The following is a 22,746-nucleotide window of genomic DNA, read 5'->3' as shown; positions in this document are numbered from 1 at the left end:
AGAACCGGCAATTCGGCGTGAGGCGCCAAACGTCCGCTCCGTCCCGCAGAGCTGCCACCCCCTCACCCCTTCACCCCGAAGGCAGCGTCCATCATCGCGCGGGTCTCGGCGTCGAAGAGGTCCGCGACATCCCGCACCGCGAGATAGGTCTGCCGCGCCTCGTCGGACTGGACGACACCGTAATCCGCCATCACCTCCTGCATGTTGCGCGCTTGCCGGTCGATCTCGCCCATCCGCATCCGGGCATAGGTCGCGAGGATGTGGTTGATGCGCGCCTGGTAGCCCTTGCCCATCGCGCGGAAGAGCTTCGCCACGCTCGCGTCGAGCCTCAGCGTGACCTTCACCTTCTCCTCCTCGCAGTCGATGTCCTCCTCGACCGTCGCCCAGGCCTCGGGGACCAGCGCCTGCACCCGCCACCAGAGCTTCATGTCGTCGTCGAAGCCCTGAAGATGGCGGGCAAGCCGGGCGCGGGCCATCCGGGCGGAGCGGGTCTGGGTGAAGCGGGCGGGCGGTGCGGGGCGGTTGGTCATCGGCGGGCTCCTCTGCGGATGGCTGAATCCTCGCCGATCGGGGTAAACCGCGCCCGAACGCGCAGTGCGGCTCTGCCATACGTTTTGCCGACGCGTTGCCGACGTCCCGCCGCCTTGCGAATCCGTGTCGCAGGGCTTATATCCGGGTGCGAGAGGTTGGCGCGGGCGAGCGCCTCGCCAACCCGGTCAGGTCCGGAAGGAAGCAGCCGTAACGAGCCCCGCTTGGGTCGTTGTCCAGCCTCTCACCCTCGACCCCCGAGCCGCGAAGGAGAAGAACATGGCAGAGCTTGTTTTCCTCCGGGCCGGGGCCGTCTGAGAGTTCAGGTCTGCCCCGCCCATCCCGACATCACCCGCTCGCGGCGCTGACCGCCGGGCAATGTTATCGGTTTGACAAGAGGGCAGAAACTTGACCCCGAACCATGTTACGCTCGGCGATCTCGGATGGTCGTCGGACTTCCTGCGCCAGCTCGACGAGGACGAGCTCGTCCGCTTCACGCCCGCCCGCGTGAGCGGTGTTCACCGCGACCGCGTTTCCATTCTGAGCGAAAAGGGGACCGCGCAGATCGCGCTGCCCGGCGCTCTTTCGGCCGGCGACATCGCGGTCGGCGACTGGGTTCTCATGGACCCCGAAACCGAGCGGCTGGAGCGGCTCCTCGACCGCAAGTCGCGCATCTTCCGCCGAGCCGCGGGCGACCCCTCGCGCGAACAGCTTATCGTCGCCAATGTCGATGCGGTGTTCATAACCACTTCTTGCACCGAGGAATTCAACGAAGCACGGCTGGAGCGCTACCTCGCGCTCGCCCATGCGGGGGGCATTCCGCCCGTTTTCGTCCTGACGAAAATCGACCATGCCGACGACCCGGACAGCTTTCTCGACCGACTGCGCGCCATCGGGCCGGCGGTGCCGGCGGTCGCGCTGAACGCCAAGGCACCCGGCGCGGCGGAGGCGCTTCGCCCGTGGTGCGGCCCGGGCCAGACGGTCGCCTTTCTCGGCATGTCGGGTGTGGGCAAGTCGACGCTCGCCTCCGCGCTCACGGGACTCGACCTCGAGACCGGCGCGGTGCGCGAGGACGACATGAGGGGACGCCACACGACGACCGCGCGTGAGATGCACGCGATTTCGGGCGGTGGCTGGCTGATTGACACGCCGGGGATGCGGGAGCTTCGGCTGACCGACATGGCCGAGGGGATCGACGAGACCTTTTCCGAGATTGCCGAGCTCGCCTCCGACTGCCGCTTCGCCGACTGCACGCACGGGCCGGAGCCGGACTGCGCCGTGCAGGCGGCGATTGGGGAGGGGCGCATCGATGCCGCGCGTCTGGAACGCTGGAAGAAGCTCAGGGCAGAGGACGCGCTGCACACGGCGTCGCAGGCCGAGCTGCGGCGCCGGGCGAAGGCGACCGGACGGCTCCACAAGTCGGCCAAGAAGGCGAAGGACGCGCGACGCGGGCGCTGAGGCGCGGAGCGTCTTCCCCGCATCCACCGCCTGTGGCCTGCGGGCTTGAATTCGCTGCCCGGGGGGCGTATGTCGCATCCGTTGCAGCACGAGGCGAAGCGAGACTGAGATGGCCACAAATCCCCTGCAGTTCCTCCAGCAGGTCCGTTCCGAGACCGCGAAGGTCCACTGGCCGAACCGCAAGGAAGTGGTCACGACCACGATCATGGTCTTCATCATGGCGGCTCTGACTTCGGTCTTCTTTTTCCTTGTCGACATGGTGATCCGGTTCGGGCTGACGACAATCATCGGCGTGGCGGGCTGATCCACCCACCTGAGTCCGGCCGTTCGGCCTTGTAATTGTGGTCAAAGCTTTGTAACTGGAGCGCACTTTCCCGGCACCGGCGCGCAACGATTCGGTATGCGCGCTGTTTTTTGTTCGGGAGAGCTTGGGGCAACCCATTGGAAATGCGAAATAATCCGGCGGAACGGCGCCGGTCGAACGAGGTCGGAGGCAGATGGCGAAGCGGTGGTATTCGGTGAGCGTTCTCTCGAACTTCGAGAAGAAAGTTGCCGAGCAGATCAAGCATGCCGTGGCCGAGAAGGGTCTCGATGACGAGATCGACGAGGTTCTCGTGCCGACCGAAGAGGTTCTCGAGATCCGTCGCGGCAAGAAGGTGACGTCCGAGCGCCGTTTCATGCCGGGCTACGTGCTCGTGCACATGGACATGACGGACCGGGGCTATCACCTGATCAACTCGATCAACCGCGTGACGGGTTTTCTCGGCCCGCAGGGCAAGCCAATGCCTATGCGCGACGACGAGGTGAACCAGATCCTGAACCGCGTCGAGGAAGGCGAGGCCGCACCGCGCAATCTGATCCGCTTCGAGGTGGGCGAGCAGGTGAAGGTGACCGACGGGCCGTTCGACGGGTTCTCGGGCATGGTCGAGGAAGTGGATGAAGATTCGAGCCGCTTGAAGGTGACGGTCTCGATCTTTGGCCGGCCGACGCCGGTCGAGTTGGAATTCACGCAGGTGCAGAAAGTAGCCTGACGTGTGAGCCGTGGGAGGCGACCCCGGATCTGATCCGGGGGGACCGGACCACTAAACTGCGCCCTTCAGGTGCAAGTGACAAAGGAGAGGCCAGATGGCCAAGAAAGTAATTGGCAGCCTCAAGCTGCAAATCAAGGCGGGGCAGGCCAATCCCTCGCCCCCCGTTGGTCCGGCGCTGGGGCAGCGCGGTATCAACATCATGGAATTCTGCAAGGCCTTCAACGCGAAAACCCAGGAGATGGAGCAGGGCGCCCCGGTGCCCGTCGTCATCACCTACTATGCCGACAAGTCCTTCAGCTTCGAGACCAAGACGCCGCCCGCGTCCTTCTACCTGAAGAAGGCCGCCGGCCTGAAGCCGGTGGGCAAGCGCAACCGTCCGAAAGGTTCGGAAAAGCCGGGTCGTGAGACGGCGGGCTACGTGACCGTGGCGCAGGTGCGCCAGATCGCCGAAGCCAAGATGCCGGACCTGTCAGCGAACGACGTCGAGGCCGCGATGCAGATCATCCTCGGCTCCGCCCGTTCGATCGGCATTGAGGTGAAGGGGTAGTCATGGCCAAGCTCGGTAAACGCACAGCCGCGGCGAAGGCCGCATTCGAAGGTAAGTCTAACCTCTCGGTCGAGGACGCCGTCAAGCTGATCAAGGGATCGGCAACCGCCAAGTTCGACGAGACGGTGGAAATCGCGATGAATCTCGGTGTCGATCCGCGCCATGCCGACCAGATGGTCCGCGGCGTCGTGACGCTGCCGAACGGCACCGGCAAGACAGTGCGCGTGGCGGTCTTCGCCCGCGGCGCAAAGGCTGATGAGGCCAAGGAAGCCGGGGCCGATATCGTCGGCGCCGAGGACCTGATGGAGATCGTCCAGACCGGCAAGATCGAGTTCGACCGCTGCATCGCGACGCCTGACATGATGCCGATCGTCGGCCGTCTGGGCAAGATTCTCGGGCCGCGGAACCTGATGCCGAACCCCAAGGTCGGCACGGTGACGATGGACGTCACCGACGCGGTCAAGGCTGCGAAGGGCGGAGAGGTCCAGTTCAGGGCCGAGAAGGCCGGCGTGATCCACGCGGGTATCGGCAAGGTATCGTTCGATGAGGCGAAGCTTGCGGAAAATGTCCGCGCCTTCATCGACGCAGTTTCGAAGGCCAGGCCGACGGGCGCCAAGGGCACCTACATGAAGAAGGTGTCGCTGTCGTCCACGATGGGGCCGGGCGTCAGCGTCGATCTCGCCTCGGCTAACGCGCACTGACAACGCAAGGTGGGCCTGAGCCCGCATTGCGGAAACAGAATTTTCCGGGCGCATGTCCGGGAAATGGCGGGGCGGAGACGCCCCGTCCTGTCCGAGACGGAGGGTTGGGAGAGATCCCTGTAATTCCTTCCTGAGATGGGGAACGAGACTGGAGTTTCCGGGGTCCGACCTCGGGCGATCCTGGCCTCGGGACCATCACGGACCCGAACGCCCCCGAGACGATCCGGGGGCAGAAGTGAGCCGGGGGGAAACCCCCATACTTGGAGTGAAACTGTGGATAGAGCCCAGAAAGAGAAAGTGGTCGAGGAACTCGGCCAGATCTTCGAAAGCTCTGGCGTCGTGGTGGTTGCCCACTACGAAGGCATGACAGTTGCTCAGATGCAGGACCTGCGCGCGGAAATGCGTTCCGCAGGCGGGTCCGTCCGCGTCGCCAAGAACAGGCTCGCCAAGATCGCCCTTGAGGGAAAGCCCTGCGCAAGCATCGGCAATCTTCTGACGGGCATGACCGTTCTCGCCTATTCCGAAGATCCTGTGGCTGCGGCCAAGGTCGCGGACAAATACGCCAAGGCCAACGAGAAATTCGTGGTCCTCGGCGGTGCCATGGGCGAGACAGTCTTGGACCAGGCCGGTGTCAAAGCCGTGGCCGCCCTGCCGTCGCGTGAGGAGCTCATCGCTTCCATCGCGGGCTGCATCGGCGCCCCCGCTTCGAACATCGCCGGGGCCATTGGCGCACCTGCTTCGAACATCGCGGGCATTCTTTCCACTCTGGAAGAGCGGGAAGCCGCGTGAGCAACTTCGTACCTTCGTGGGGTGAAACCCGTCGTTGGAACACATACCTAGGAACGGAACAGAGAAATGGCTGATCTGAAGAAACTCGCCGAAGAGATCGTGAACCTCACGCTGCTCGAGGCCCAAGAACTGAAAACCATCCTGAAGGACGAATACGGCATCGAGCCCGCCGCCGGCGGCGCGGTGATGATGGCCGGTCCGGCTGCTGGCGGCGAAGCTGCCGCGGCCGAGGAAAAGACCGAATTCGACGTTGTTCTCGTCGAGGCGGGCGCCCAGAAGATCAACGTGATCAAGGAAGTGCGCGCGATCACCGGTCTCGGCCTGAAGGAAGCCAAGGATCTCGTGGAAGCCGGTGGCAAGGTGAAGGAAGCCGCGCCGAAGGCCGAAGCCGAAGAGATCAAGAAGAAGCTCGAAGAGGCTGGCGCCAAGGTCGAGCTCAAGTAATCGGGCGGAGTGCTTCGGCGCTCCCACCCCTGAAGATGGCTGGGCCGGGGTCGATCCCGGGCCCAGCCGAACCTGTCTTGGAAGGGGCATCCGGGCCCCCGGCGGCCAAGGTGCCCCTTCCAAGGCGCGGTTGACGGTTCGGGAGCCTCCCGGTGGGACGGGAGGCATGAATTGAACCGACCCCCTTCATTCGCATGCGGCGCGTGCCGGGCCCCGACGGCACGCCCCCGCGAGACGAAAGGTGACGACGAGCATGGCGCAAACGTACGTTGGCCAGAAGCGTATCCGCAGATACTTCGGCAAAATCCGTGAAGTCCTCGAGATGCCGAACCTCATCGAGGTTCAGAAATCCTCATACGACCTGTTCCTGAAGTCCGGCGACGGCGACAAACCCGCCGACGGAGATGGTATTCAGGGCGTTTTCCAGTCGGTCTTCCCGATCAAGGACTTCAACGAGAACGCAATCCTCGAATTCGTGAAGTACGAACTCGAGAAGCCGAAATACGATGTCGAGGAGTGCCAGAGCCGCGACATGACATACGCCGCTCCTCTGAAGGTGACGCTGCGTCTCATCGTGTTCGATGTCGACGAGGATACCGGCGCGAAGTCCGTCAAGGACATCAAGGAGCAGGACGTCTACATGGGCGACATGCCCCTGATGACACCCAACGGCACCTTCATCGTGAATGGCACCGAGCGGGTGATCGTCAGCCAGATGCACCGCTCGCCCGGCGTGTTCTTCGACCATGACAAGGGCAAGACGCATGCTTCGGGCAAGCTTCTGTTCGCCTGCCGCATCATTCCCTATCGCGGCTCCTGGCTCGACTTTGAGTTCGACGCGAAGGACACAGTCTTCTCGCGTATCGACCGCCGCCGGAAGCTGCCGGTGACGACGCTGCTCTATGCGCTCGGCCTCGATCAGGAAGGCATCATGGATGCCTACTACAACACGGTCGACTTCAAGCTGAAGAAGAACAAGGGCTGGGTGACCAAGTTCTTCGCCGAGCGCGTGCGCGGCACGCGGCCAAGCTATGACCTCGTCGACGCCAAGTCGGGCGAGGTGATCTGCAAGGCGGGCGACAAGGTCACGCCGCGGATGGTCAAGAAGTGGCTCGACGAAGGCGAAGTCACCGAGCTTCTGCTGCCGTTCGACCATGTCGCCGGCCGCTTCGTCGCCAAGGACATCATCAACGAGGAAACCGGCGCGATCTATGTCGAGGCGGGCGACGAACTGACGCTCGACTACGACAAGGACGGGGAACTGACCGGCGGCACCGTGAAGATGCTGATGGACAACGGGATCACCGGGATCCCGGTTCTGGACATCGACAACGTCAATGTCGGCCCCTACATCCGCAACACAATGGCGGCGGACAAGAACTGGAGCCGCGACACGGCGCTCATGGACATCTACCGCGTCATGCGCCCGGGCGAGCCGCCCACCGTCGAGGCCGCCTCGGCGCTCTTCGATACGCTCTTCTTCGACAAGGAGCGCTATGATCTCTCGGCCGTCGGCCGGGTGAAGATGAACATGCGGCTTGACCTCGATAAGCCGGACACCCAGCGGACGCTCGACCGCGAGGACATCATCGCCTGCATCAAGGCGCTGGTGGAACTGCGCGACGGCAAGGGCGAGATCGACGACATCGACCACCTTGGCAACCGCCGTGTGCGCTCGGTGGGCGAGCTGATGGAAAACCAGTACCGCGTTGGCCTGCTCCGCATGGAGCGCGCCATCAAGGAACGCATGTCCTCGGTCGAGATCGACACGGTGATGCCGCAGGACCTGATCAACGCCAAGCCGGCGGCGGCCGCGGTGCGCGAGTTCTTCGGCTCCTCGCAGCTCAGCCAGTTCATGGACCAGACCAACCCGCTCTCCGAGGTGACGCACAAGCGCCGCCTCTCGGCGCTCGGGCCGGGCGGTCTCACGCGCGAACGCGCGGGTTTCGAGGTTCGCGACGTGCACCCGACTCATTATGGCCGGATGTGCCCGATCGAGACGCCGGAAGGCCCGAACATCGGTCTCATCAACTCGCTCGCGACCTTCGCGCGCGTCAACAAGTACGGCTTCATCGAGACGCCCTATCGCCGCGTGAAGGAAGGCCAGGTCACTGATGACGTGGTCTACATGTCCGCGACCGAAGAGATGCGCCACACGGTCGCCCAGGCGAACGCGCAGCTCGACGAAAAGGGCAAGTTCAAGAACGATCTCGTCTCGACCCGTCAGTCGGGCGAATTCATGCTGAACCCGCCTGACGTCGTGGACCTGATCGATGTGAGCCCGAAGCAGCTTGTCTCGGTCGCGGCCTCGCTCATCCCGTTCCTCGAGAACGACGACGCGAACCGTGCCCTGATGGGTTCGAACATGCAGCGTCAGGCCGTGCCGCTTCTGCAGGCGGACGCGCCTTACGTCGGCACCGGCATCGAAACCATCGTGGCGCGCGATTCCGGCGCGGCAATCATGGCCAAGCGCGGCGGCGTCATCGACCAGGTTGACGCGACCCGGATCGTCGTTCGTGCGACCGAGGAACTGGAGCTCGGCGACGCCGGCGTCGACATCTACCGTCTGCGCAAGTTCCAGCGCTCGAACCAGAACACCTGCATCAACCAGCGCCCGCTGGTGAAGGTGGGTGACAAGGTCACCAAGGGCGAGGTCATCGCCGACGGACCCTCGACCGACATGGGGGAACTGGCGCTCGGGAAGAACGTCATCGTCGCCTTCATGCCGTGGAACGGCTACAACTACGAGGACTCCATCCTGATCTCCGAGCGCATCGTCCGCGACGACGTCTTCACCTCGATCCATATCGAGGAATACGAGGTCGCCGCCCGCGACACCAAGCTCGGACCCGAGGAGATCACCCGCGACATCCCGAACGTCGGCGAGGAAGCGCTCCGCAACCTTGACGAGGCGGGCATCGTCTATATCGGCGCCGAAGTGGGGCCGGGCGACATTCTCGTCGGTAAGATCACGCCCAAGGGCGAAAGCCCGATGACGCCGGAAGAGAAGCTTCTGCGCGCCATCTTCGGCGAGAAGGCGTCCGACGTGCGCGACACTTCGCTCCGGCTGCCGCCGGGCGACTTCGGCACGGTCGTGGAAGTGCGGGTCTTCAACCGCCACGGCGTCGACAAGGACGAACGCGCGCTCCAGATCGAGCGTGAGGAAGTCGAGCGTCTGGCGCGTGACCGCGACGACGAACAGGCGATCCTCGAGCGCAACATCTACGCGCGCCTGAAGTCCATGATCCTCGGCAAAACCGCGGTGAAGGGGCCGAAGGGCATCAAGCCGAACGCCAAGATCGACGAGGAACTTCTGGAAAGCCTGAGCCGCGGCCAGTGGTGGCAGCTCGCGCTTGGCGACGAGAAGGACGCCCAGAACGTCGAGGCGCTGAACGCCCAGTTCGAAGCGCAGAAGCGTGCGCTCGAGCATAGGTTCGAGGACAAGGTCGAGAAGGTCCGCCGCGGCGACGATCTCCCTCCGGGCGTGATGAAGATGGTCAAGGTCTTCGTCGCGGTGAAGCGTAAGCTTCAGCCGGGCGACAAGATGGCCGGACGTCACGGCAACAAGGGCGTCGTGTCGAAAGTCGTGCCGATGGAGGATATGCCGTTCCTAGGTGACGGCACTCCCGTTGACATGGTGCTGAACCCCTTGGGTGTGCCATCGCGGATGAATGTCGGCCAGATCCTCGAGACGCACATGGGCTGGGCCGCGCGCGGTCTCGGCCTCCGGATCGACGATGCGCTTCAGGATTACCGCCGCACGGGCGACCTGACGCCGGTTCGCGACGCGCTCAAGCACGGCTACGGCGACGAGGTCTACGACGAAGCCTTCGCCAAGATGGACGAGGATACGCTGGTCGAACGTGCGGGAGTCGTGAAGAGCGGCGTGCCGATCGCGACGCCGGTCTTCGACGGTGCGAAAGAGGCCGACGTCAACGACGCACTGCTGCGTGCAGGCTTCGATCAGTCGGGTCAATCGTCGCTGTACGACGGCCGCACGGGCGAGCAGTTCGCGCGTCCGGTCACCGTCGGCGTCAAGTACCTCCTGAAGCTGCACCACCTCGTGGACGACAAGATCCACGCGCGTTCGACCGGGCCTTACAGCCTCGTTACGCAGCAGCCCCTGGGCGGCAAGGCTCAGTTCGGCGGCCAGCGTTTCGGGGAAATGGAGGTCTGGGCGCTCGAAGCCTACGGCGCGGCCTACACCCTGCAAGAGATGCTGACCGTCAAGTCCGACGACGTGGCGGGCCGGACGAAGGTCTACGAAAGCATCGTCAAGGGCGAGGACAATTTCGAGGCCGGCGTACCGGAATCGTTCAACGTTCTCGTCAAGGAAGTGCGGGGCCTCGGCCTCAACATGGAACTCCTGGATGCGGAGGAAGAGTGAGGGCGGCCACCGCCCCACTTTCCCATCCCCTGATCTGAAGGACGCAAAATGAACCAGGAACTCACGAACAACCCGTTCAACCCGCTGGCCGCGCCGAAGCAGTTCGACGAGATCAAGATCTCGCTCGCCTCGCCCGAGCGCATCCTGTCGTGGTCTTACGGGGAGATCAAAAAGCCCGAGACGATCAACTACCGGACGTTCAAGCCGGAGCGGGACGGTCTGTTCTGCGCCCGTATCTTTGGGCCGATCAAGGACTACGAATGCCTTTGCGGCAAGTACAAGCGCATGAAGTATCGCGGCGTCGTCTGCGAGAAGTGCGGTGTCGAGGTGACGCTCCAGAAGGTGCGGCGCGAGCGGATGGGCCATATCGAGCTCGCCGCCCCGGTCGCGCATATCTGGTTCCTGAAGTCGCTCCCCTCGCGCATCGGCCTCATGCTCGATATGACGCTGCGCGACCTTGAGCGCATTCTCTACTTCGAGAACTACGTCGTGATCGAGCCGGGCCTGACCGACCTGTCCTACGGCCAGCTTTTGACCGAGGAAGAGTACCTCGACGCGCAGGACCAGTACGGCGCCGACGCATTCACCGCCAATATCGGCGCCGAGGCGATCCGCGAGATGCTGTCGGCGATCGACCTCGAAGCGACAGCTGAGCAACTTCGCGAGGAGCTGAAGGAAGCCACGGGCGAACTGAAGCCGAAGAAGATCATCAAGCGGCTGAAGATCGTCGAGAACTTCATCGAATCCGGCAACCGTCCGGAATGGATGGTCCTGACGGTGATCCCGGTCATCCCGCCGGAGCTGCGTCCGCTGGTTCCGCTCGATGGCGGCCGGTTCGCGACCTCGGACCTCAACGACCTCTATCGCCGGGTCATCAACCGGAACAACCGCCTGAAGCGGCTGATCGAGCTTCGCGCGCCCGACATCATCGTCCGCAACGAAAAGCGGATGCTGCAGGAATCCGTCGACGCGCTCTTCGACAACGGCCGCCGCGGCCGCGTCATCACCGGGGCCAACAAGCGCCCGCTGAAGTCGCTGAGCGACATGCTGAAGGGCAAGCAGGGCCGGTTCCGCCAGAACCTCCTCGGCAAGCGCGTGGATTTCTCGGGCCGTTCGGTCATCGTGACCGGCCCGGAACTGAAGCTCCATCAGTGCGGCCTGCCGAAGAAGATGGCGCTCGAACTCTTCAAGCCGTTCATCTATTCGCGGCTCGAGGCGAAGGGTCTCAGCTCGACCGTCAAGCAGGCGAAGAAGCTCGTCGAGAAGGAGCGTCCGGAGGTCTGGGACATCCTCGACGAGGTGATCCGCGAGCACCCGGTTCTCCTGAACCGGGCGCCGACGCTGCACCGTCTCGGGATCCAGGCGTTCGAGCCGGTGCTGATCGAGGGCAAGGCGATCCAGCTTCACCCGCTGGTCTGCGCCGCCTTCAACGCCGACTTCGATGGCGACCAGATGGCCGTGCACGTGCCGCTTTCGCTGGAAGCCCAGCTCGAAGCGCGCGTGCTGATGATGTCGACGAACAACGTCCTAAGCCCGGCCAACGGCTCGCCGATCATCGTGCCGTCGCAGGACATGGTCCTCGGCCTTTACTACGTCTCGATGATGCGCGAGGGGATGAAGGGCGAAGGCATGGTCTTCGCCGATCCCGACGAGGTGCAGCACGCCCTCGACGCGGGCGAGGTGAACCTGCACGCCAAGATCACCGCGCGGGTCAAGCAGATCGACGAAGAAGGCAACGAGGTCTGGAAGCGCTACGAGACGACGCCGGGCCGGGTGCGGCTGGGCGTGCTTCTGCCCATGAACGCCAAGGCGCCATTCGAGCTCGTCAACCGGCTCCTGCGGAAGAAGGACGTCCAAAACGTCATCGACACAGTCTACCGCTACTGCGGCCAGAAGGAGTCGGTCATCTTCTGTGACCAGATCATGGGGCTTGGCTTCCGCGAGGCCTTCAAGGCCGGCATCTCGTTCGGCAAGGACGACATGGTGATCCCCGAGAAGAAGTGGGACATCGTGAACGAGGTCCGCGACCAGGTGAAGGAGTTCGAACAGCAGTACATGGACGGCCTGATCACCCAGGGCGAGAAGTACAACAAGGTCGTCGATGCCTGGTCGAAGTGCTCGGACGCCGTCGCGCAGGCGATGATGGGCGAAATCTCGGCTGTGCGCAAAGACGATGCCGGGGCTGAGAAGGAACCGAACTCCGTCTACATGATGTCGCATTCCGGTGCGCGGGGTTCGCCTGCTCAGATGAAGCAGCTGGGCGGCATGCGCGGCCTCATGGCCAAGCCGTCGGGCGAGATCATCGAGACGCCGATCATCTCGAACTTCAAGGAAGGCCTCACCGTGCTCGAGTACTTCAACTCGACCCACGGCGCCCGCAAGGGCCTGGCCGACACCGCGCTCAAGACGGCGAACTCGGGCTATCTCACCCGCCGCCTCGTCGACGTTGCGCAGGACTGCATCGTCCGCATGCCGGATTGCGGCACGGATCACGCCATCACGGCGTCAGCCGCCGTCAATGACGGCGAGGTCGTCGCGCCGCTCAGTGAGCGCATCCTGGGCCGCGTCGCGGCCGAGGACGTCCTGAGGCCGGGCTCGGACGAGATCATCGTCCGCCAGAACGAGCTCATTGACGAGCGCAAGGCGGATGCGGTCGAAGTCGCCGGTGTCGCCGCGGTCCGGATCCGCTCGGCCTTGACGTGTGAGGCCGAGGAGGGCGTCTGCGCCATGTGCTACGGCCGCGACCTTGCGCGCGGCACGCTCGTCAACATTGGCGAGGCGGTGGGCATCATCGCCGCCCAGTCGATTGGCGAGCCGGGCACCCAGCTGACGATGCGGACCTTCCACATCGGCGGCATCGCGCAGGGTGGCCAGCAGTCGTTCCTCGAAGCCTCGCAAGAGGGCAAGCTCGAGTTCCGCAACCCGATGCTCCTTGAAAACGCCTCGGGCGAGCAGATCGTGACGGGCCGGAACATGCAGATCGCCATCATCGACGAAAACGGCCAGGAACGGGCGAGCCACAAGCTGAGCTACGGCGCCAAGGTCCACGTCAAGGACGGCCAGAAGATCAAGCGCGGCGCCAAGCTGTTCGAATGGGACCCGTACACTCTGCCGATCATCGCCGAGAAGGCGGGTGTTGCGAAGTTCGTCGACCTCATCTCGGGGATCTCGATCCGCGACGATACCGACGAGGCGACGGGCATGACCCAGAAGATCGTGACCGATTGGCGCACCGCGCCCAAAGGCAGCGATCTGAAGCCCGAGATCATCGTGATGGATCCGGCGAGTGGCGAGCCTGTGCGCAACGATCAGGGCAACCCGGTCAGCTATCCCATGTCGGTCGACGCGATCCTGTCGGTCGAGGACGGTCAGGAGATCAAGGCCGGTGACGTCGTGGCGCGTATCCCGCGCGAAGGCGCCAAGACCAAGGACATCACCGGGGGTCTTCCCCGCGTGGCGGAGCTGTTCGAGGCCCGTCGTCCGAAGGATCACGCCATCATCGCCGAGATCGAGGGCTATGTCCGCTTCGGCAAGGACTACAAGAACAAGCGTCGGATCTCGATCGAGCCGATCGACGAGACCTTGCAGCCGGTCGAATACATGGTGCCGAAGGGCAAACACATTCCGGTCCAGGAAGGTGATCACGTCCAGAAGGGCGACTACATCATGGACGGCAACCCGGCGCCGCACGACATCCTGCGCATCATGGGGATCGAGGCCTTGGCCGACTACCTCATCGACGAGGTGCAGGACGTCTACAGGCTGCAGGGCGTGAAGATCAACGACAAGCATATCGAGGTGATCGTTCGCCAGATGCTTCAGAAGATCGAAATCCTCGACAGCGGGGACACGACGCTTCTGAAGGGCGAGCATATCGACAAGGCCGAGTTCGACGAAGAGAACGACAAGGTCACCCAGCGCGGCGGCAGTCCCGCCACGGGCGAACCTGTGCTGCTCGGCATCACCAAGGCGTCGTTGCAGACCCGGTCGTTCATTTCGGCGGCCTCCTTCCAGGAGACGACTCGCGTCCTGACCGAGGCATCGGTTCAGGGCAAGCGCGACCGTCTCGTCGGCCTAAAGGAGAATGTCATCGTCGGCCGCCTGATTCCCGCCGGAACCGGCGGGGCAACGATGCGCGTGCGCAAGATCGCCCACGACCGCGATCAAAAGGTGATCGAGCAGCGCCGCGCCGAGGCCGAGGCCGCGGCAGCGCTGACCGCGCCTACGGAAGAGGTGCTGGACGACGTCATCGACATTGAAGCCGATAGCGGCCTGGTAGAGACCTACGAAAGCCGCGAGTGACACGCGCGGCCCAGCGCCAAGGCACAAGCACAAGACCCTCCGGCCCGTGCCGGGGGGTCTTTTCGTCTCCGCTCGATTGACATCGGCGGGGCGCGTTCGCAGTCTGGCCGCGCGCCGGGGCAGGGCGCGGGCATCGGTCTGAAAGGGCGGTCGTGAAGATTCGGGTTCTTGGGGTCTGCCGCTTCTCGCTGCTGGTGACCGACGGTTTCCAAACGATGCCCGCCGTGCTTGCCGACCGCCGCGCGACGCTATTCGATCCGGCCCGGCTCGCAGTGCGGTTCCACTGGTTCGAACATGTTCTGCTGCCCTCCGTCCGGGCGCAGTCCGACCCCGATTTCACGCTCCTCGTCGTCACGAGCGACGACCTTCCAGAACCCTTCCTCGCCCGCCTCTGCGACCTGATCGCGCCCGTCCCGCAATTGGAGCTTGTTCAGGCACCGCCGCTTCCGCATGGCGTGGCCTGCAGCTCGGCGCTTCGCGCCCGGATGGACCCCGAGGCCGATGTCGTTGCCGAATTCCGGCTCGACGACGACGACGCGGTCGCTTTCGATTATGTTCGACGCGTCCGGTCCGACTTTCGCGAATACCTCGCGCCGCTCTACGAGAAACGCGCCCTCGTGGCGCTGGATCATTGCAAGGGCTTCGTTCTGACCGGGATCGACGGCAAAGCGGATTTGCACACCGTCGCCGCGCATCTCTGGACACCCGCGCTGACGCTCTACATGCCGCCCGGCCACGACCGGTCGCTCTTCGACTATCCTCATCATCTGCTCTTCCGGCGGATGAGCGTGCTCAGCCTTCAGGACAGCGTCATGTATGTGCGCGGCGTGCACGGCTTCAACGACAGCGGCGTCGCCAAGCGCCACCTCTCCGAGCCGATCGAATCCGGCCGCGCGCGCGACTGGATCGCCAATCGCTTCGGCATCGACCTTGACGCGTTCTCCCTCGGCCTCGGCGCGCTTCACGAGTCCGCGAAGTGAGCTCCGACACGGCGCGCGGCGCGGTCTACATGACCCTCGCCATGGCCGCCTTCACGTTGAACGATACCTGCATGAAGGCGGTGACGGCGGATCTGCCGCTCTATCAGACGATAACGCTTCGCGGGCTCGTGACGCTGATCGCGCTCGCGCTGATCGCGCAGCGGAGGGGCGGGCTGCACCTTGGGATGGCGCGGGGCGACGCGCGGCTGCTCGGATGGCGCACGCTTGGCGAGGTAGCTGCAACGCTGACCTTCCTGACGGCGCTTCGCCACATGCCGCTCGCCAACCTCTCGGCGATCATGCAGTCACTGCCGCTCGCCGTGACGCTCACCGCCGCGCTCGTCCTGGCCGAGCCGGTGGGTTGGCGGCGGATGGCGGCGATCGGCACGGGCTTCGTCGGCGTCTTGATGATCGTGCGCCCGGGAACCGAAGGCTTCGACACGTGGTCGCTGGTCGCGCTCGCCTCGGTCGGTTTCGTCATCCTGCGCGATCTTTCGACGCGCCGGTTGTCGAGCGAGGTGCCCTCCGTCACCGTGGCGTTCCTTGCCGCCGCGTCGGTTACGCTGACCGGCGCCGCGCTGTCGCCGCTGGAGGGCTGGGTCGCCGTCCGGCCCGTCTCGGCGGCGCTGATCCTCGCCGCAGGCGGGTTCCTCATTGTCGGATACCTGTCGGTCGTGATGGCGATGCGGGTGGGCGACATCGCGACGGTGGCGCCGTTCCGATACACCGCGCTCATCTTTGCGGTCGGGCTTGGCTGGCTCGCCTTCGGTCACCTGCCCGGTCCGATGACGCTTGCCGGGGCATCGATCATCGTCGCCTCGGGCATCTACACCTTCTACCGCGAGCGCCTGCGCGGCCGCATCGTGGCTACCCCGGTCAAGGCGCCGCTCAGGCTTCGCTGAGGCTCCGCCGCGACATTTACAAAGCCGGGGCGGTACAGTACGACGCCGGGACGCGCCGCATCCCCAAGCAGACCGGAACCGGGCACTTCATGGTCACTGTCTCCATCGTCATTCCCGCCAAGAATGAGGCGGAGAACGTCGCGGGCCTGATCGAGGCGATCGCAGCTGCCTGCACGCCTCATGCCGAGCACGAGATCATTCTGGTCGACGACGGGTCGGAGGATATGACAGCCGAGGTGGTGAACGGGCTAACGGCGACCTATTCGAACCTCAGGCTCGTGCGTCACGACCGTTCCGGTGGGCAGAGCGCCGCCGTCCATAGCGGCGTCCTGGCCGCGCGGGGCCGCATCGTCTGCACGCTCGACGCCGACGGCCAGAATCCGCCCGAGGAACTGCCGAAGCTCTTCACGCCGCTTTTGGCGGAAGGATCGCAGGCGATCGGCCTCGTCGCCGGGCAGCGCGTCGGGCGGCGGGACACTTTGTCCAAGCGGCTCGCCTCGCGCTTCGCCAATGGGCTGAGGTCCTGGGCGCTGAGGGACGGCACGCGAGACACGGGCTGCGGGTTGAAGGCCTTCCGCCGCGACGCCTTCCTGCGCCTGCCGTTCTTCAACCATATGCACCGCTACCTGCCTGCGCTCTTCGCCCGCGACGGCTGGCAGATCGCCCATGTCGATGTCGGCCATCGGCCTCGCGCGGCGGGGCGGTCCAACTATTCGAACATCCAGCGCGGGCTCGTCGGCGCGGTGGACCTGATCGGCGTCATGTGGCTGATCCGGCGGCGCAAACGCGCCCGCCCGATCGACACGCCGGAAAGGCAGGGCTGAACATGGACAAACTGTTCGCGGTTCTTCACGTCCAGAACTGGACGGAGTTCTGGTGGGTCGCCTTCGGGCTTTTCGGCCAGCTCATGTTCACGGGCCGCTTCCTCGTGCAGTGGATTGCGTCCGAACGGGCCCGAAAATCCGTCGTGCCGCTCGCGTTTTGGTACTTCTCGCTGGCGGGAGGATTCATTCTGCTGGCCTATGCGATCTACCGGACGGATCCAGTCTTCGTGCTGGGCCAGTCGCTCGGCGTTTTCATCTACAGCCGCAACCTCTGGCTTATCCACCGCGAAGGCCAGACCGATGCCTGAACGCGCCGCGTGGCTGCCGCAGGCGGCGCTCGTCGTCGGCGCGGTGACGGTTCTGCGGATCGTCGCGCTCGGCTTCGACCGGACGGATCTCTTCGTCGATGAAAGCCAGTACTGGCTCTGGGGGCAGCGGCTCGATTTCGGCTACTATTCCAAGCCGCCGCTCATCGCCTGGGTGATCCGGGCGGTGACCGAACTCGCGGGCAGCGACGCGCCGTTCTGGGTGCGGCTACCGGGTTCGCTGTTCCACGGCGCAACGGCGCTCATCCTCGCCGCGCTCGCGGCGCGGCTGTTCAGCGCGCGGGCCGCGGTCTTCGTCGCGCTGGCCTATGCCACGCTGCCGATGACCACGCTCGGGAGCATCCTGATCTCGACCGACACGATCATGGCGCCGTTCTTCGCGGGCGCGCTTTATTTCTTCTTCCGCGCGGCAGGCGAGGCACAGTTTCGCAATGCCGCGCTCGCCGGTCTTTGCCTGGGGCTCGCTTTCCTTGCCAAATACGCCGCCGCCTACTTCCTGATTGGCGGGGCGCTGGCCCATCTGCTCGCCCCTTCCGCGCGCCTGACGCTTCGCAACTGGATCGCGATGCTGGCGGTCTTCGCCCTCGTCATCCTGCCCAACGTGGCTTGGAATATTGCCAACGACCTCACCACCGTCGAACACACCATGGACAATGTCGGCTGGGTGCGCGGAGCGGCCTGGATGTCGGGGCTGAACCCCGCCGGGCTCGCGGAGTTCTTCTTCAGCCAGTTTGCGGTCTTCGGCCCGGTCATGTTCGCGGCACTTCTCTGGTTTTGGGTCCGGCCGGGCCGCGCGAAGCCACTCGTCTGGTTCTCCGTGCCGCCGCTTGCCATCGTCTGCGTTCAGGCGCTTATGTCGAAGGCCTATGCCAACTGGGCTGTGGCGGCCTATTTCGCGGGCACGCTTATCGTCGTGCCGCTCCTTCTGCAACGCGCGCCACGGCTCCTGGCCCTGTCGCTCGTCATCAACGGCACCATCGCGGCGCTCCTGCCGGTGCTGACGGTCACTGCGCCCGCGCCGGAAGTGAACGGGCGGCCGCTTCTGGCACGCTATCTCGGGCGGGCCGACCTCAGCCGCCAGATTCTGGCCGAGGCGGAGGCGACCGGCGCAACCGCCATCGTGGCCGAGGGGCGCGACCTCCTCGCTGACCTCTTCCATACCGGCCGGGGCGCGCCGGTGGCGTTCTACGCGCTTCCGCCGAAAGGCCGGCCGCGCAGCTACTACGAACAGAACTTCCCGCTGCCCGAGGCCGCGGGGGGCGTCCTGTACGTGGCGGCCCGCGCGCCCGTCTGCAACGGACAGGAGGTTGCGCCATCGCGCCTTCTTGATACCGGGGGCGGAGCCTATGACGGCCGACATATCGCGATCTATCCGGTTCCGGGGAATTGCATTCTTGACGCCGATTGACCACCGAAAGGCCACGCGCCGACTTTTGCTTGCCTACGGCGTGTCGCTGTTCCTTTTCGCGCTCTGGCCCACGCTCGACCTCAGAGTCTCCGCGCTATTCCACACCGAAGGGGCGGGTTTCACGCTTGCCGCCGTACCCGCCCTGCATGTCCTGCGCGAAACCGTCTGGAACCTCTCGATCGCGATGTTCGCCCTGTCGCTCGGGGCACTCGGGCTTGCCGCCTTCGGCCGAGCGATCCCCGGCTTCGAAGCGCGGACGGCGGGGTTCGTGTTTCTCCTCTATCTTCTCGGGCCGATCCTCCTCGTGAATGGCCTTCTCAAGCGGTTCTGGGGTCGGGCGCGGCCAGCCGACATAACCGAGTTCGGCGGCTCGCGTGAGTTCACGCCACCATGGCTGCCCGCCGATCAATGCGCGGCGAACTGCTCGTTCGTCTCGGGCGAGGGCTCGGCGGCCACGGCGCTTCTGTTGTCGCTTCTCGTCCTCGCTCCGGCCCTTCGCGGTTTCCTGCCGCCCGCCGCGTTCCGCGTCTACCTTGGGCTCGCAATCCTGTTACCGGCGATGGGCATCGCGCTGAGGGTCGCAACCGGGCGGCACTTCCTGTCCGACACGGTCTTCGCCGTCCTCTTCGTGCTGACGATAGCGCTCGTCCTGCACCGGCTCCTCCTGACACCACGAACGCCGTAGGTAGCCTTGTTGACAACCCCAGCGACTCCCCCTATACGGCGCCCACTCGGCAGCGGGCTTTTGGCGCGTGGTCGGGTATCAGAATTGAAGTGGTCATGATCCGGGCGGCGTCGCCCCGATCCTCTGGAATTCCACCGCGTCGCCCCCGCGCAGGGGACGAATGCGGTTTTGGTGTTTTGCGGACGCGCGAGGCACATGAGATGAGCGAAAGCCCCCGGGAACGTCGCTGACGGGCGATAGTCGATCGGGCTGCAAAATAGGGCGAGATATATGCCGACGATTCAACAGCTGATCCGCAAGCCGCGGGAAGCGAAGCCGCAGAAGTCCAAGTCGCAGCACCTGGAATCCTGCCCGCAGAAGCGCGGGGTCTGCACCCGCGTCTACACCACAACGCCGAAAAAGCCGAACTCGGCCATGCGTAAGGTCGCCAAGGTGCGCCTCACCAACGGCTACGAGGTGATCAGCTACATCCCCGGCGAAAAGCACAACCTTCAGGAACACTCCGTCGTCCTGATCCGCGGCGGCCGGGTGAAGGACCTTCCGGGCGTCCGCTACCACATCCTGCGCGGTGTCCTCGATACCCAGGGTGTCAAAGATCGTCGTCAGCGCCGCTCGAAATACGGCGCGAAGCGCCCGAAATAAGGAGATCACCAGATGTCTCGTCGTCACGCCGCCGAAAAGCGCGAAGTTCTCCCCGACGCCAAGTATGGCGACCGGGTTCTGACGAAGTTCATGAATAACCTGATGGTCGACGGCAAGAAATCGGTTGCCGAACGCATCGTCTACAACGCGCTCGGACGCGTTGAGGAAAAGCTGAAGCGCGCTCCGATCGAGGCCTTCCACGAGGCGCTCGACAATGTGAAGCCCTCGCTCGAAGTGCGGTCCCGCCGCGTTGGTGGAGCCACCTATCAGGTGCCGGTCGAAGTGCGTCCCGAACGCCGTGAGGCGCTGGCGATCCGCTGGCTGATCACTGCCGCCAAGAACCGCAACGAGAACACGATGGAAGAGCGCCTTGCCGGCGAGCTTCTCGATGCCGCCAACTCGCGTGGCACCGCCGTGAAGAAACGTGAAGACACTCACAAGATGGCCGACGCCAACAAGGCGTTCAGCCACTACCGCTGGTAAGCGGAAGGAAGGCCCAAAATGGCACGCGACTATCAACTCAACCGCTACCGTAACTTCGGGATCATGGCCCATATCGATGCGGGCAAGACCACGACGACCGAGCGGATCCTCTACTACACCGGCAAGTCCCACAAGATCGGCGAAGTCCATGACGGCGCCGCGACGATGGACTGGATGGAGCAGGAACAGGAGCGTGGCATCACGATCACCTCGGCCGCGACCACCACGTTCTGGCAGCGCCAGGAGGACCCGACCGCCGAGGGCACGTCCGACACGAAGTACCGCTTCAACATCATCGACACGCCGGGCCACGTCGACTTCACCATCGAAGTGGAGCGTTCGCTCGCCGTTCTCGACGGCGCCGTCTGCCTTCTCGACGCCAACGCGGGCGTCGAGCCGCAGACCGAGACCGTCTGGCGTCAGGCCGACCGCTACAAGGTTCCGCGTATCGTCTTCGTCAACAAGATGGACAAGATCGGCGCCGATTTCTTCAACTGCGTGAAGATGATCAAGGACCGCACTGGCGCGACCCCGGCCCCGATTGCTCTGCCGATCGGCGCCGAGGACAAGCTCGAAGGCATCGTCGATCTGATCAAGATGGAAGAGTGGGTCTGGCAGGGCGAAGATCTCGGCGCCTCGTGGAAGCGTCAGCCGATCCGCGCCGAGCTTCAGGACGTCGCCGAGGAATGGCGGAATACGCTCATCGAGCTTGCAGTCGAGCAGGACGATGACGCGATGGAAGCCTATCTCGAAGGCAATGAGCCCGACGAAGCGACGCTCAGGAAGCTGATCCGCAAGGGCACGCTGTCGCTCAGCTTCGTTCCGGTCACCGCCGGTTCCGCGTTCAAGAACAAGGGCGTCCAGCCGCTCCTCAACGCGGTTATCGACTTCCTTCCGTCGCCGCTCGACGTGCCGGCCTATATAGGCTTTGCGCCGGGCGACGAAACGGAAGAGCGGAACATCGCCCGTTCGGCCGACGACGCTCAGCCCTTCGCCGCGCTCGCATTCAAGATCATGAACGATCCGTTCGTCGGCTCGCTGACCTTCACCCGGATCTATTCGGGCGTCCTGAAGAAGGGCGATCAGATCATGAACACGACGAAGGGCAAGCGCGAGCGCATCGGCCGGATGATGATGATGCACGCGATCAACCGCGAGGAAATCGAAGAAGCCTTCGCGGGCGACATCATCGCGCTCGCCGGTCTGAAGGAAACCACCACCGGCGACACGCTGTCGGATGCCAACAAGCAGGTGGTTCTCGAAACCATGACCTTCCCGGAGCCGGTGATCGAGATCGCCGTCGAGCCGAAGTCGAAAGCCGACCAGGAGAAGATGGGCCTGGCCCTACAGCGCCTGGCCGCCGAAGACCCGTCCTTCCGGGTCGAGACCGACCTCGAGTCTGGCCAGACCATCATGAAGGGAATGGGCGAACTTCACCTGGACATCCTCGTCGACCGCATGAAGCGGGAGTTCAAGGTCGAGGCGAATATCGGCGCGCCGCAAGTGGCCTACCGCGAGACCATCTCGCGCGAGGCCGAGATCGACTACACCCATAAGAAACAGACCGGCGGCACGGGCCAGTTCGCCCGTGTGAAGCTGGTGATCGCTCCGACCGAGCCGGGCGAGGGCTACTCGTTCGAATCCAAGATCGTCGGCGGCGCAGTTCCGAAGGAATACATCCCCGGCGTCGAGAAGGGCATCAAGTCAGTGATGGATTCCGGTCCGCTCGCGGGCTTCCCGGTCATCGACTTCAAGGTTGCGCTCATCGACGGAGCGTTCCACGACGTCGACTCCTCGGTTCTCGCCTTCGAAATCGCCGCCCGCGCCGCGATGCGCGAAGGCATGAAGAAGGCCGGCGCGAAGCTTCTCGAACCGATCATGAAGGTCGAGGTCGTGACGCCGGAAGAATATACCGGCGGCATCATCGGCGATCTGACCTCGCGCCGGGGCATGGTTCAGGGCCAGGACACGCGCGGCAACGCGAACGTGATCAACGCCTTCGTGCCCTTGGCCAACATGTTCGGCTACATCAACAACCTGCGCTCGATGTCTTCGGGCCGCGCCGTCTTCACGATGCAGTTCGACCACTACGAGGCCGTGCCGCAGAACATCTCGGACGAGATTCAGAAGAAATACGCGTAAGGGCCACCGGCCCTTACCCCGAACTTGACAGGAGGCCATCATGGCAAAGGCAAAGTTTGAACGGACGAAACCGCATGTGAACGTTGGCACGATCGGCCACGTTGACCACGGCAAGACGACGCTGACGGCTGCGATCACGAAGTATTACGGTGACTTCAAGGCCTATG

At 64.4% G+C, this 22,746-nt stretch carries 20 protein-coding genes and 1 other RNA gene; 20 read left to right on the top strand and 1 reads right to left on the bottom strand.

Features of this window, described 5'->3' with window-relative positions; all coding sequences use genetic code 11:
• Positions 1-62 precede the first annotated feature (62 nt).
• Positions 63-530, bottom strand: a complete 468-nt coding sequence (locus tag DEA8626_RS21215) for a BrnA antitoxin family protein (RefSeq protein WP_181366581.1) — start codon at positions 528-530, stop codon at positions 63-65.
• 150 nt (positions 531-680) lie between these two features.
• Here DEA8626_RS21215 and ffs point away from each other — a divergent pair.
• The 20 genes from ffs to DEA8626_RS20350 all read left to right on the top strand — a co-directional run.
• Positions 681-777, top strand: an RNA gene (ffs, locus tag DEA8626_RS20445) — signal recognition particle sRNA small type.
• Between the two features lie 159 nt (positions 778-936).
• Complete coding sequence (rsgA, locus tag DEA8626_RS20440; RefSeq protein ID WP_108855095.1) at positions 937-1,986, top strand: ribosome small subunit-dependent GTPase A; 1,050 nt, start codon at positions 937-939, stop codon at positions 1,984-1,986.
• 109 nt (positions 1,987-2,095) lie between these two features.
• Positions 2,096-2,290 carry a preprotein translocase subunit SecE gene (gene secE / locus DEA8626_RS20435; protein ID WP_108855094.1) on the top strand — a complete coding sequence of 65 codons (195 nt, stop codon included), beginning with the start codon at positions 2,096-2,098 and terminating at the stop codon, positions 2,288-2,290.
• A gap of 193 nt (positions 2,291-2,483) precedes the next feature.
• Positions 2,484-3,017 carry a transcription termination/antitermination protein NusG gene (gene nusG, locus DEA8626_RS20430; protein WP_108855093.1) on the top strand — a complete coding sequence of 178 codons (534 nt, stop codon included), beginning with the start codon at positions 2,484-2,486 and terminating at the stop codon, positions 3,015-3,017.
• 94 nt (positions 3,018-3,111) lie between these two features.
• Positions 3,112-3,564 carry a 50S ribosomal protein L11 gene (rplK, locus tag DEA8626_RS20425; protein ID WP_108855092.1) on the top strand — a complete coding sequence of 151 codons (453 nt, stop codon included), beginning with the start codon at positions 3,112-3,114 and terminating at the stop codon, positions 3,562-3,564.
• A 2-nt stretch (positions 3,565-3,566) separates the two neighbouring features.
• Positions 3,567-4,265: a 50S ribosomal protein L1 gene (rplA, locus tag DEA8626_RS20420; protein WP_108855091.1), complete on the top strand. Its 699-nt coding sequence runs from the start codon at positions 3,567-3,569 to the stop codon at positions 4,263-4,265.
• 273 nt (positions 4,266-4,538) lie between these two features.
• Complete coding sequence (gene rplJ / locus DEA8626_RS20415) at positions 4,539-5,054, top strand: 50S ribosomal protein L10 (RefSeq protein ID WP_108855090.1); 516 nt, start codon at positions 4,539-4,541, stop codon at positions 5,052-5,054.
• A 66-nt stretch (positions 5,055-5,120) separates the two neighbouring features.
• On the top strand, positions 5,121-5,498 hold the full coding sequence (gene rplL, locus DEA8626_RS20410; protein ID WP_108855089.1) for a 50S ribosomal protein L7/L12: 378 nt from the start codon (positions 5,121-5,123) through the stop codon (positions 5,496-5,498).
• 253 nt (positions 5,499-5,751) lie between these two features.
• On the top strand, positions 5,752-9,885 hold the full coding sequence (rpoB, locus tag DEA8626_RS20405; RefSeq protein ID WP_108855088.1) for a DNA-directed RNA polymerase subunit beta: 4,134 nt from the start codon (positions 5,752-5,754) through the stop codon (positions 9,883-9,885).
• Positions 9,886-9,933: 48 nt separating this feature from the next.
• A complete protein-coding gene (gene rpoC / locus DEA8626_RS20400) occupies positions 9,934-14,187 on the top strand; it encodes a DNA-directed RNA polymerase subunit beta' (protein WP_108855087.1) in 4,254 nt (1,417 codons plus the stop codon).
• A 152-nt stretch (positions 14,188-14,339) separates the two neighbouring features.
• Positions 14,340-15,167 carry a glycosyltransferase gene (locus DEA8626_RS20395; protein ID WP_108855086.1) on the top strand — a complete coding sequence of 276 codons (828 nt, stop codon included), beginning with the start codon at positions 14,340-14,342 and terminating at the stop codon, positions 15,165-15,167.
• The gene (locus DEA8626_RS20390) at positions 15,164-16,069 is read left to right on the top strand and encodes a DMT family transporter (RefSeq protein ID WP_245890955.1); all 906 of its coding nucleotides are present in this window, start codon (positions 15,164-15,166) and stop codon (positions 16,067-16,069) included. The genes DEA8626_RS20395 and DEA8626_RS20390 overlap by 4 nt, the downstream gene beginning before the upstream one ends.
• Before the next feature lie 89 nt (positions 16,070-16,158).
• Positions 16,159-16,893, top strand: coding sequence for a glycosyltransferase family 2 protein (locus DEA8626_RS20385; RefSeq protein WP_108855085.1), 735 nt, complete (start codon positions 16,159-16,161; stop codon positions 16,891-16,893).
• Between the two features lie 2 nt (positions 16,894-16,895).
• Positions 16,896-17,201 (top strand): lipid-A-disaccharide synthase N-terminal domain-containing protein, encoded by a 306-nt coding sequence (locus DEA8626_RS20380; protein WP_108855084.1) that lies wholly within the window; start codon positions 16,896-16,898, stop codon positions 17,199-17,201.
• A complete protein-coding gene (locus DEA8626_RS20375; protein ID WP_181366579.1) occupies positions 17,194-18,627 on the top strand; it encodes an ArnT family glycosyltransferase in 1,434 nt (477 codons plus the stop codon). Before DEA8626_RS20380 ends, DEA8626_RS20375 begins: the two co-directional genes overlap by 8 nt.
• Entirely contained in the window at positions 18,614-19,312 is a 699-nt protein-coding gene (locus DEA8626_RS20370; protein WP_181366577.1) for a phosphatase PAP2 family protein, read from the top strand. The genes DEA8626_RS20375 and DEA8626_RS20370 overlap by 14 nt, the downstream gene beginning before the upstream one ends.
• Positions 19,313-19,582: 270 nt before the next feature.
• On the top strand, positions 19,583-19,954 hold the full coding sequence (gene rpsL, locus DEA8626_RS20365) for a 30S ribosomal protein S12 (RefSeq protein WP_108855081.1): 372 nt from the start codon (positions 19,583-19,585) through the stop codon (positions 19,952-19,954).
• Positions 19,955-19,966: 12 nt separating this feature from the next.
• On the top strand, positions 19,967-20,437 hold the full coding sequence (gene rpsG, locus DEA8626_RS20360; protein ID WP_108855080.1) for a 30S ribosomal protein S7: 471 nt from the start codon (positions 19,967-19,969) through the stop codon (positions 20,435-20,437).
• Positions 20,438-20,455: 18 nt separating this feature from the next.
• Entirely contained in the window at positions 20,456-22,579 is a 2,124-nt protein-coding gene (gene fusA / locus DEA8626_RS20355) for an elongation factor G (protein WP_108855079.1), read from the top strand.
• A 40-nt stretch (positions 22,580-22,619) separates the two neighbouring features.
• The coding region (locus tag DEA8626_RS20350) for a GTP-binding protein (RefSeq protein ID WP_245890935.1) at positions 22,620-22,746 on the top strand (127 nt) is incomplete at its 3' end.

The sequence above is a fragment of the Defluviimonas aquaemixtae genome (genome assembly GCF_900302475.1).
Taxonomy (GTDB): Bacteria; Pseudomonadota; Alphaproteobacteria; order Rhodobacterales; family Rhodobacteraceae; genus Albidovulum; species Albidovulum aquaemixtae.
This window is presented reverse-complemented; position numbering and strand designations above follow the sequence as displayed.

Coding starts and splice junctions, on each gene's coding strand:
- rplK (WP_108855092.1), top strand. CDS start 3,112: ATGGCCAAGAAAGTAATTGGCAGCCTCAAGCTGCAAATCAAGGCGGGG.
- DEA8626_RS20380 (WP_108855084.1), top strand. CDS start 16,896: ATGGACAAACTGTTCGCGGTTCTTCACGTCCAGAACTGGACGGAGTTC.
- secE (WP_108855094.1), top strand. CDS start 2,096: ATGGCCACAAATCCCCTGCAGTTCCTCCAGCAGGTCCGTTCCGAGACC.
- rplA (WP_108855091.1), top strand. CDS start 3,567: ATGGCCAAGCTCGGTAAACGCACAGCCGCGGCGAAGGCCGCATTCGAA.
- DEA8626_RS20375 (WP_181366579.1), top strand. CDS start 17,194: ATGCCTGAACGCGCCGCGTGGCTGCCGCAGGCGGCGCTCGTCGTCGGC.
- fusA (WP_108855079.1), top strand. CDS start 20,456: ATGGCACGCGACTATCAACTCAACCGCTACCGTAACTTCGGGATCATG.
- rpoC (WP_108855087.1), top strand. CDS start 9,934: ATGAACCAGGAACTCACGAACAACCCGTTCAACCCGCTGGCCGCGCCG.
- rpoB (WP_108855088.1), top strand. CDS start 5,752: ATGGCGCAAACGTACGTTGGCCAGAAGCGTATCCGCAGATACTTCGGC.
- DEA8626_RS20385 (WP_108855085.1), top strand. CDS start 16,159: ATGGTCACTGTCTCCATCGTCATTCCCGCCAAGAATGAGGCGGAGAAC.
- rpsG (WP_108855080.1), top strand. CDS start 19,967: ATGTCTCGTCGTCACGCCGCCGAAAAGCGCGAAGTTCTCCCCGACGCC.
- DEA8626_RS21215 (WP_181366581.1), bottom strand. CDS start 530: ATGACCAACCGCCCCGCACCGCCCGCCCGCTTCACCCAGACCCGCTCC.
- rplL (WP_108855089.1), top strand. CDS start 5,121: ATGGCTGATCTGAAGAAACTCGCCGAAGAGATCGTGAACCTCACGCTG.
- rpsL (WP_108855081.1), top strand. CDS start 19,583: ATGCCGACGATTCAACAGCTGATCCGCAAGCCGCGGGAAGCGAAGCCG.
- nusG (WP_108855093.1), top strand. CDS start 2,484: ATGGCGAAGCGGTGGTATTCGGTGAGCGTTCTCTCGAACTTCGAGAAG.